Here is a 269-nt window from a genome sequence, read left to right on the forward strand (position 1 = left end):
TTTTGTCTCCCCACCTGCCCGACTTATATTGAATCAGGCTTCAAGGAATCACATTCACCGCGTGGCCGGATTGCCTTAATGAAGGCCGTCGTCGACGGATTGATAGAGCCTGACGAAGATTTTGAACGGTCGCTCGACCTATGCCTTGGCTGCCGGGCGTGTGAGCCCGTTTGTCCTTCCGGTGTCAATTATGGGCATTTGCTCGAGGAAGCAAGGGATATTATCAATCAGAATAAGAAGTTTTCGCTGCCGGCAAGGGCGGTTCGTGG

1 protein-coding gene is annotated in these 269 nt (G+C 52.4%); it reads left to right on the plus strand.

The annotated features are described in order from the left end of the window. Positions 1-269, plus strand: a 269-nt coding sequence (locus RYX56_RS22640) for a 4Fe-4S dicluster domain-containing protein (RefSeq protein ID WP_317124162.1), incomplete at both ends; no start/stop codon positions are given.

Origin of the sequence: Alkalihalophilus lindianensis, from assembly GCF_032843265.1 — a bacterium.
Lineage (GTDB): Bacteria > Bacillota > Bacilli > Bacillales > Bacillaceae_D > Alkalihalophilus > Alkalihalophilus lindianensis.